Here is an 8,293-nt window from a genome sequence, read left to right as displayed (position 1 = left end):
CCGTCGTCCCACCCGCCCCCGCCGCCGTCGGAGAAGTCGGGAGATGTGGACTCGTCCGCGTACGTCTCCTCGACCTGAATGTTGACGCTGTCGCCACCATTCGACGCACCGCAGACACCATCCGCAAAGTTCAGATAGGTGCAGCTCCGAGGATGCAACTCCGCACCGGCGGGGTTCACGCCAACGAGAAGGAGAGTAGTTAGCAGAAGCTCGCGCCAGACCATGGCTCCAACTCCTGAATCTTGAAGTCACCCTCCGCGTCATTCACCCAAACAATTACTGGTGACCGCCAGCCCGCAGATTGAACAAGAACGTCTAGACCCCCTCCGTCCAACATCTGAGTTGTCGAAATGTCGTAGCAGCCATACAAGGAGATAACGACATCTCGCTCTACAGCCTCCACCTTCTGAACTCCAAGGCTGTTGAGCGTGGGAACGCCGGACACCGACAGTCCGCGGGACTGTAGGTCTTGATAATCCTGCTCAACTCTCTCCACGTAGGCAGTGACCGCCAAGCTCTCGAGCGCCGAGGTAGTACCTGTCTGAAGGAGATCCGCCTCCGCCGCCAGGAACTTCGGCACGAGCTCCTCCACGATCGCGAGGGCTTCTTCGTTGGTTGGCAGCACGGGCGCCGTGCCGGGCGGCGCACTGAGCGCTGGACTGGGGGTTGGCGCTGGGGCCAGTTCTTGGGGCGCGCATCCGCTCACCCCTATGGCCGACCCGAAGCTGAGCATGACGAGCAGCGCGGCCCTGACGGCGCGTCTGCTTCTCTCCCCTGAACGCATGGGCGTCAACGTAGTGGCCTCCGAGAATTCGCGCAGAAGTTATCCACACCTCGCCAACCGTCTCCAGCCGCTGGCTAGCATCGACGCATGACTGCACCCAGCGACTGGATCGAACACCGACGAGGAGACGGCGAGCTTCTCGGGTGGATGTGCCCTCGCGGCGATGGCTTCGTCGTCATCGACCTGCTCGGTCGGGAACGTTCCGATGCCATCGACTGGCTGGCGGCCGAGACCCTTCTGGAGGAGACCGGCATCGGCTACCTTGCCGACGCCTACGAGCTGCGCCTCGAGGACGGCCACTGGACTCGGGTTCGCATCACGGAGGTGTCGGCGGTTCGCATCCGCGTGAAGCGCGAGGACTGGGGCGACATGACCGTGCCGCACAACGAGTACCTGCTGCCATTCCCACCAGCGGGTGACCTCCGCCCCGTGCAGACGGCCTGACTCACCTTGAACACGACCACGACTCCGACCACAGCCCCGCCCGCGGAGACTCTCGGCCCCGTACTCAAGACGGCTACGCTCGGAGCCTTCCGGGGTCACAGTCTCGGTTCGCGGTCAGGCGCGTGTCATTGGATTGTCTCCGCGACGCCTCGCCGCACGATCTCGTCTCGGGGCCGGTCGCATTCGCCACGATGAAGGGAGCAGCGCTATGGGCTACATCAAGGTCGGGACGCAGAACAGCACGGACATCGAGCTCTACTACGAGGACCACGGCGCGGGGCAGCCGGTGGTCCTCGTCCACGGCTACCCCTTGAACGGGGCGAGCTGGGAGCGCCAGACGCGAGAGCTGCTGGATTCCGGCTACCGGGTCATCACCTACGACCGCCGCGGCTTCGGTCAGTCGAGCAAGGTCACCGAGGGGTACGACTACGACACGTTCGCGAACGACCTGAACGTGGTGCTCGAGACCCTCGACCTGCGCGACGTGATCCTGGTCGGCTTCTCGATGGGCACCGGCGAACTCGCGCGGTACGTGGGCAAGCACGGCCACGACCGCGTTGCGAAGCTGGCCTTCCTCGCCTCGCTCGAGCCGTTCCTCGTGCAGCGTGACGACAACCCCACGGGCGTTCCGCAGGAGGTCTTCGACGGCATCTCGGACAACGCGAAGGCCGACCGCTTCGCCTGGTTCACGAACTTCTACAAAGACTTCTACAACCTCGACGAGAACCTTGGCTCGCGCATCAGCCAGGAGGTCGTCGACGCGAACTGGACGACGGCAACCCAGTCGGCGCCGGTCGCCGCTTATGCCGTTGTGCCGACGTGGATCGAGGACTTCCGCGACGACGTCGCGGCGGTGCGCGCGAGCGGCAAGCCGTCGCTCATCCTGCACGGCACGAGCGACAACATCCTGCCGATCGACGCGACGGGCCGCCCGTTCCACGCGGCGTTCCCGGAGGCCGAGTACGTCGAGGTCGACGGCGCCCCGCACGGACTCCTGTGGACCCACACCGAGGAAGTCAACGCGGCGCTCCTGAAGTTCGTCAAGGCCTGACAGACCGAGCGATCCGCAGCACGTCGCGCCCCGCGCATCCACAGATATCAAAGATATAAAGCGGATGCGCGGGGCGCGATCGCGTGGCGAACCGAGCACTGCCGACCCAAGCGGCCAGCGAAAGCGACCGACGCGGTCAGCCTTCGACGTGTTGCCCATCTGGTTCTCTAGGCTGACCCCATGCCCCGCACTCTGATCCTTCTCCGCCATGCCAAGGCCGAGCATCCGATGACGATCGACGACCGCCAGCGCTCGCTCGCCGACCGGGGCGTGCAGGAGGCAGCGCAGGCCGGTGACTGGCTGCGCGCGAACGCGCCGAAGGTCGACAAGGTGCTCTGCTCGCCAGCTGCCCGCACGCGGCAGACGCTCGAGACCGCCGAGATCCTCGCTCCCGCCGAGTTCCCGAGCACCCTCTACATGGGCGGCGAAGACGACTACCTCGAGCAGGTCAAGGAGACCGACGCCGAGGTGCAGACGCTGCTCGTCATCGGCCACGAGCCGACCGTCTCGGGCACTGCGATCGCTCTGGCCGCCGACAAGGACTCGGAGTTGGCTCGGGAGATCCGACACGGCTACCCCACCTCGGGGATCACCGTGCTGACGTTCCACGGCGAGTGGGATGCGCTGCGCTGGAACTCCGCGAACATCACGGCCTTTCGAGCGCCGCGCTGACCTCTCGACACCAGCGCCGCCCCTGACGGCCGCCGCGCCTGAGAGAAGCCGAACCTGGCGGACACCACCCCTGACACTCGCCAGTCCTGACGGCCCGTTCCCAACCGTCGCGTCCGCTCCGCGTCCCGTCGCTTCCCCGTCGCTTCCCCGCTGCGTCAGACGTTGGCGCTCTCGTGCCGCTTCGCATCGGCTGGCCGCAGCGCCATGCCGAGGATGGGGAAGAGCAGCACGGAGAGCATTCCCGCTCCGACGAGCGACGACGCGAGGCCGGGGTCGAGGACCTTCTGGTCGACGCCGATCGCGGTCACAGCGACGATGATGGGCAGCGCTGTCGCGCTGAGGAGGCCGATGCCCGCCCGTTCGCGGTTGCCCGCGCCGCGCGGCGCGACGAGCTGGGCGGGCAGGCCTCTGATCGCCAGCAGCAGGATGAGGAACACCGGCAGCAGGATGAGCGCGAGTTGGCTGCCGAGGAGCGCATCGAGGTTGAAGGTTACGCCCGTGTAGATGAAGAAGAGGGGCACGAGGAAGCCGAAGGCGATCGCTTCGATCTTGCTCTCGACCTGCTCGCGGTCGGCCTCGGGCGCGCTGCGCATGATGATCTGCCACATGACCCCGGCGGCGAAGGCGCCCAGGAGGATGTCGAGGTCGAGCATCGCGCTGAGGGCGACGAGGCAGGCGAGCGTGAAGATGACGACGCGCACCGCGAACTGGCCGGACGTGTGGAGGCTGGCGCTCACGAGTCGATGCAGGTGCCCGTGCTGCATGCGCACGGCGACGAAGATCGCGACGCCGGTGATGACGACGAACAGCGCGAGCACGAGCGTGGAGACGCCCGGGGAGCGGGTTCCAAGGAAGATGGAGATCGCGACGAGGGGCCCGAACTCGCCGACCGCTCCCATCGCGGTCGTCGCCTTGCCGAAGGGCGAGCCGAGTTCCCCCGCGTCCCGGAGGATGGGGATGAGCGTGCCGAGCGCGGTCGAGCTGAGAGCGATCGCGATGATGACGGCCGCCTCTCCCGGCGCGATGAGGAAGCCCGCGGCGAGCCCCATGACGAGGCTTGCGACCCAGGCCAGCGATGCCCGGGCGAGTGGGCCGCCGCCGAGGCTGCGGAAGCGGATCTCGTTGCCGGCGACGAAGAAGAGGGCGGCGAGGCCGAACTCGGAGAGCCAGTCGAGCAGGTCTGATTTGTCGACCCAGCCGAGGAAGCTCGGCCCGACGGCGATGCCCAGGAGGAGCTCGAACACGACGATGGGCACCTTGACCCAGCGCGAGATGCTGCGCGTGAAGAGGGGAGCCAGCACTGCGAGGGCCGGTATGAGGAAGACCCCGGGTTCCGACACGCGCTCAGAGTAACAGCGGGCACGCGTAGCGTGGGCGGCGATTCGGACACGAGCACTGGAGCGGATGCATGAAGCTGCACACGATCACCACCGGCGACGGCCCGAGGAAGGTGGCGCTGGTGCACGGCATCGGCGCGAGCGCCGAGCTGTGGGGCTCGCTGGCCGGGCGCATCGCCGAGTCGGGCGAGTACACGGCCATCGCCGTCGATCTGCGGGGCCACGGCGAGAGCCCGCGGGCCGAGAGCTACCGACTCGACGAGTTCGTCGATGACCTGATCGAGACGCTTCCGGACGACCTGCACAGCGCGGTCGGGCATTCGCTGGGCGGTGCCCTGCTCGTGCGGGCGGTACCCCGGCTTCGCCCCGAACGGGCCATCTACCTCGATCCGGGGTTCAAGCTCGGACTGCCGAGCGAGGGATTCGGTGCGCGCGTGTTCTGGGGGCTGTCCGGTGTGACGCTGCCGCTCGTGATGTTGGCGGGCGCTGCGACGGGCACCAACAACACCAAGCGGTACTCGGCAGAGACGCGGGCGCTGAATGCTCGGGCGAAGAAGCGCTTCGACGGGAAGATGACGGTGGGCATCTTCGATCAGGTCGCGCATGCTCCGTACACGCCTGCCGCCCCGGTCGTGCCATCCACGATCGTGCTCTCCGCCGAGGGTAAGGCCGTGGTTCCCGCCCCGATGCCCGCCGAGCTCGAGGCTCTGGGGTGGCAGGTGCGTCAGCTCCCCGAGGTCGGTCACCTGTTCTGGCTGCACGACGTGGATGCGAGCTACGGGGCGATCCGCGACCTGATCTGACGAGCAGGCGGGGCACTTCTCCCCAGCCCCGTGGCGGCTCGCTCCCCTAGGCTGAGCCGCACATCGATGAACGATGAAGGGGTGCGCATGCTGTCCGTCGAATTCCCGAGAGATGTCATCTTCACTGCGTCCCTGTTCGGCTTCGCGACCTTCGTGTGGGCGGGGTGGGCGCAGGAGCGGCCCCGACATTGGGCCTGGCGCATCGTCTTCGGGGTGCTGGGCCTCGCCGGTGTCGCACTCGTCGGCATCACGCTGCCGACGGCCATCAGGAACTGGACGAGCGCGACGGCGCTGAGGGTCGACTCCGTGCCGTTCACCGTCTATATCGCCATGGTGGCGGTCGAGGTCGTCGGCGGCCTCATCGCCGCGATCATCCTGCTGCGGAAGAAGAAGGGCGAGCTCATGGCACCCGTCATGCTGCTCATCGTGGGCCTGCACTGGGTGCCGATGATCTGGGTGTTCGAGCAGCCGTTCCTGGCCCCGGTGTCGCTATGGGCGATCGCGGTGGCGATCGTCACCTTCTTCCTGCCGAGCGAGAAGCAGGCGCCGAGTTTCTGGTGCGGCATCCTGGGGGCGCCCGTGTTCCTCATCACCGGCGTCATCTTCGCGGTCGTCGGGTTGAACCAGTTCGCGAGCATGACCTGCGCCTGCTGAGCGGGGCGTGAAGACGCGGTGACCAGGCGTTCACGGAGCGCGCGTAACACCCCGCGTCGGGTCTAGCATCAGCCCTCATGGACTTCTTCCCGATCTTCGCCGTCGCCGCACTCTTCGCCGTGCTCGGGGTGTGGCAGGCCGGTTGGCCGGCGGCTGCCGCATCGACGGGCCAGCGGTGGATGTTCCGCGACCGCGAGCCGAACTGGAGCGACGCATACCTCGGCTACATCAGGTTCGGCGGAGTCGTTTTCTGCCTGCTGGCGATCGCGGCCACGATATTTGGGGGCACGCTCGTCTTCCGTTCGACGCTGGCTGATCGGTGCGAGACCGAGCTGAAGCCGGCGCTGGATGCGACCCGCAGCCAGGAGGGCTGGACCGCGTCCTCCATGCAGACGTTCGCTGATGAGCACGAGCTGACGCTGAAGACGGACACCGAGAAGCTGGAGCTCCCCGACCTGCCCGACTACGGCGCGGTCTACGGACTCGACACAGAGGCGCCCGCGAAGCCGACCCCGCTCGTCACGACGACGTACACGTTCTCGACGATGGGGACGGCCATCGTCGCCGGCTCGGTTCAGACCGGCGGCTACGACTCATCGAGCACCGACCTCGAAGAGGACAGCGCTGTCTGCATGCCCTGAGCGGCGCATCCGCTTCGCCGACGGCGGCGACGAGAACGCGACTTGTTAACCTGGTGGTCAGTACAGCGTCATACGTAACTCGACCAGACATACAGAACCAGGGAACAACAGAACATGAGAATTGCGATCATCGGTGCGGGCCCGAGCGGCATGGCACAGCTTCGAGCGTTCGAGTCGGCGGCAGAGCAGGGGCGGGAGATCCCTGAGATCGTCTGCTTCGAGAAGCAGGCGGATTGGGGCGGCCAGTGGAACTACACCTGGATGACCGGCCTCGACGAGCACGGCGAGCCCGTCCACTCGAGCATGTATCGCAACCTCTGGTCGAACGGCCCGAAGGAGGCGCTCGAGTTCGCTGATTACAGCTTCGACGAGCACTTCGGCCGCCCCATCTCCTCGTACCCGCCGCGACCGGCCCTGTGGGATTACATCTCGGGCCGCGTCGAGCGCGCAGGGGTGCGCAAGTACGTGCGCTTCAACACGGTTGTGCGCTGGGTCGACTTCGACGAAGCGACGCAGCAGTTCACGCTCGTGAGCGAGGATCTGGAGTCGAAGAAGACGAGCCGTGAGGTGTTCGACCGCGTCGTCGTGGGATCCGGGCACTTCTCGTTCCCGAAGATGCCGACGTTCGAGGGCCTCGAGACGTTCCCAGGCCAGGTGAGCCACGCGCACGAGTTCCGCGGCGCGGAGAACCTGCGGGGCAAGGACGTGCTGGTCATCGGCTCGAGCTATTCGGCGGAGGACATCGGCAGCCAGGCCCACAAGATGGGTGCGAGCTCGGTGACCGCGAGCTACCGGACGGCGCCGATGGGCTACGACTGGCCGCTCGGCTTCGAGGAGCGCCCGCTCGTGACGCGGTTCGACGGCTCGACCGCGCACTTCGCAGACGGCACGGAGAAGGACTTCGACGCTGTCGTCCTGTGCACGGGCTACCTGCACAAGTACCCGTTCCTGCCGAGCGAGCTGGCGCTCGACTCCCCCAACAACGTGTACCCGGAGGGCCTCTACAAGGGTGTGGTGTGGGAGCAGAACCCGCACCTCTTCTACCTGGGCGCGCAGGACCAGTGGTTCACGTTCAACATGTTCGACGCGCAGGCCTGGTTCGTGCGCGACGTGATCCTGGGCGACGTCGTGCTTCCGAGCGTGGATGCGCGCCGGGCCGACATCGAGGCGTGGCTCGAGCGCTTCCACGCGATCGGCGGGGCAGCGGACGAGATCCGCTTCCAGGCCGACTACGTGCGTGACCTCATCGAGGCCACCGACTACCCCATGTTCGACCTCGATGAGGTCGTGGAGATCTTCCTCGAGTGGAAGCACGACAAGGCGGAGGACATCATGGGGTACCGCGACCGCGCCTACCGTTCCGTGATGACGGGCACGATCGCGTCCACGCACCACACGAAGTGGGTGGATGAACTCGACGACAGCCTGGCCAGGTACCTCGCTCCGCTGCCGGCCGCGAACCCTGCCGAGGACCCGGCCGCGGACTCCGCCGGCGCGCCTGCGCTCTAGGCTGGCGGGATGAAGCTCAGCCGACATGATGCAGCGATCCGCCTCGACATCCCTCTGGAGATGGCGAAGCGGAACGGCCTGCCCCCGTACATCGCCGAGGAGGCGTTGGCCGAGCTGGACGCGAACCCGCCGGCGTGGCTGGCGCAGTCGCGGGCGAACCGCACGGGCAAGCGCCCGGTGTGGGCGACGCTGACGTGCGAGGTGTGCGGGACGGTGGAGAAGGTGCGGCCCAAGAAGTGGTGGCCGGAGTTCACGTACGTGTCGTGCGACAACCATGATCTCGACGAGTTGCCGGAGCCTGCCGCTGGAACGACCCGGGAGTTCTCGTATGGCATCGGGACCCGCTTCACGGGGGTCGTCGACGCGTAGGCGTCCCAGCTCCTCCTGTCTGACGCCCG

At 66.9% G+C, this 8,293-nt stretch carries 11 protein-coding genes; 8 read left to right on the top strand and 3 right to left on the bottom strand.

The features are described 5' to 3' along the window. Positions 1 to 224 (bottom strand): hypothetical protein (locus GV007_RS19125; protein WP_236558254.1); only part of this gene is annotated, 224 nt, incomplete at its 3' end. Then, positions 200 to 592: a hypothetical protein gene (locus GV007_RS01955; RefSeq protein ID WP_160070765.1), complete on the bottom strand. Its 393-nt coding sequence runs from the start codon at positions 590 to 592 to the stop codon at positions 200 to 202. The genes GV007_RS01955 and GV007_RS19125, both read right to left, overlap by 25 nt. A gap of 279 nt (positions 593 to 871) precedes the next feature. Here GV007_RS01955 and GV007_RS01950 point away from each other — a divergent pair, with 279 nt between their 5' ends. The 3 genes from GV007_RS01950 (at position 872) to GV007_RS01940 (ending at position 2,951) form a co-directional block, all read left to right on the top strand. Beyond that, the gene (locus GV007_RS01950) at positions 872 to 1,228 is read left to right on the top strand and encodes a hypothetical protein (RefSeq protein WP_160070764.1); all 357 of its coding nucleotides are present in this window, start codon (positions 872 to 874) and stop codon (positions 1,226 to 1,228) included. A 208-nt stretch (positions 1,229 to 1,436) separates the two neighbouring features. After that, on the top strand, positions 1,437 to 2,279 hold the full coding sequence (locus tag GV007_RS01945) for an alpha/beta fold hydrolase (RefSeq protein ID WP_160070763.1): 843 nt from the start codon (positions 1,437 to 1,439) through the stop codon (positions 2,277 to 2,279). Between the two features lie 180 nt (positions 2,280 to 2,459). Next, positions 2,460 to 2,951, top strand: coding sequence for a SixA phosphatase family protein (locus GV007_RS01940; protein ID WP_104331074.1), 492 nt, complete (start codon positions 2,460 to 2,462; stop codon positions 2,949 to 2,951). 155 nt (positions 2,952 to 3,106) lie between these two features. On the opposite strand, the gene GV007_RS01935 is transcribed toward GV007_RS01940, so the two are convergent. Beyond that, entirely contained in the window at positions 3,107 to 4,291 is a 1,185-nt protein-coding gene (locus tag GV007_RS01935) for a cation:proton antiporter (protein WP_160070762.1), read from the bottom strand. Positions 4,292 to 4,359: 68 nt separating this feature from the next. On the opposite strand from GV007_RS01935, the gene GV007_RS01930 reads away from it, so the two are divergent. The 5 genes from GV007_RS01930 (at position 4,360) to GV007_RS01910 (ending at position 8,264) form a co-directional block, all read left to right on the top strand. Further along, positions 4,360 to 5,091, top strand: coding sequence for an alpha/beta hydrolase (locus GV007_RS01930; RefSeq protein ID WP_160070761.1), 732 nt, complete (start codon positions 4,360 to 4,362; stop codon positions 5,089 to 5,091). A gap of 87 nt (positions 5,092 to 5,178) precedes the next feature. Beyond that, positions 5,179 to 5,745: a hypothetical protein gene (locus GV007_RS01925; RefSeq protein ID WP_194677230.1), complete on the top strand. Its 567-nt coding sequence runs from the start codon at positions 5,179 to 5,181 to the stop codon at positions 5,743 to 5,745. Between the two features lie 77 nt (positions 5,746 to 5,822). After that, complete coding sequence (locus GV007_RS01920; protein WP_160070759.1) at positions 5,823 to 6,386, top strand: hypothetical protein; 564 nt, start codon at positions 5,823 to 5,825, stop codon at positions 6,384 to 6,386. A 114-nt stretch (positions 6,387 to 6,500) separates the two neighbouring features. Then, positions 6,501 to 7,895, top strand: a complete 1,395-nt coding sequence (locus GV007_RS01915; protein WP_160070758.1) for an NAD(P)-binding domain-containing protein — start codon at positions 6,501 to 6,503, stop codon at positions 7,893 to 7,895. Positions 7,896 to 7,904: 9 nt separating this feature from the next. Then, positions 7,905 to 8,264 (top strand): hypothetical protein, encoded by a 360-nt coding sequence (locus GV007_RS01910; protein ID WP_104241063.1) that lies wholly within the window; start codon positions 7,905 to 7,907, stop codon positions 8,262 to 8,264. The last annotated feature ends 29 nt before the right edge of the window (positions 8,265 to 8,293 follow it).

This window comes from Pseudoclavibacter sp. 8L (genome assembly GCF_902506465.1).
In the GTDB taxonomy this organism is placed as follows: Bacteria; Actinomycetota; Actinomycetes; order Actinomycetales; family Microbacteriaceae; genus Pseudoclavibacter.
Note: the sequence above shows the minus strand (reverse complement) of the source record. Positions and strands in the feature narration are given on the sequence as shown.

Excerpts from the sequence above, each read along its gene's own strand:
- GV007_RS01950 (WP_160070764.1), top strand. The coding sequence starts at position 872 with ATGACTGCACCCAGCGACTGGATCGAACACCGACGAGGAGACGGCGAG.
- GV007_RS01945 (WP_160070763.1), top strand. The coding sequence starts at position 1,437 with ATGGGCTACATCAAGGTCGGGACGCAGAACAGCACGGACATCGAGCTC.
- GV007_RS01940 (WP_104331074.1), top strand. The coding sequence starts at position 2,460 with ATGCCCCGCACTCTGATCCTTCTCCGCCATGCCAAGGCCGAGCATCCG.
- GV007_RS01930 (WP_160070761.1), top strand. The coding sequence starts at position 4,360 with ATGAAGCTGCACACGATCACCACCGGCGACGGCCCGAGGAAGGTGGCG.
- GV007_RS01925 (WP_194677230.1), top strand. The coding sequence starts at position 5,179 with ATGCTGTCCGTCGAATTCCCGAGAGATGTCATCTTCACTGCGTCCCTG.
- GV007_RS01920 (WP_160070759.1), top strand. The coding sequence starts at position 5,823 with ATGGACTTCTTCCCGATCTTCGCCGTCGCCGCACTCTTCGCCGTGCTC.
- GV007_RS01915 (WP_160070758.1), top strand. The coding sequence starts at position 6,501 with ATGAGAATTGCGATCATCGGTGCGGGCCCGAGCGGCATGGCACAGCTT.
- GV007_RS01910 (WP_104241063.1), top strand. The coding sequence starts at position 7,905 with ATGAAGCTCAGCCGACATGATGCAGCGATCCGCCTCGACATCCCTCTG.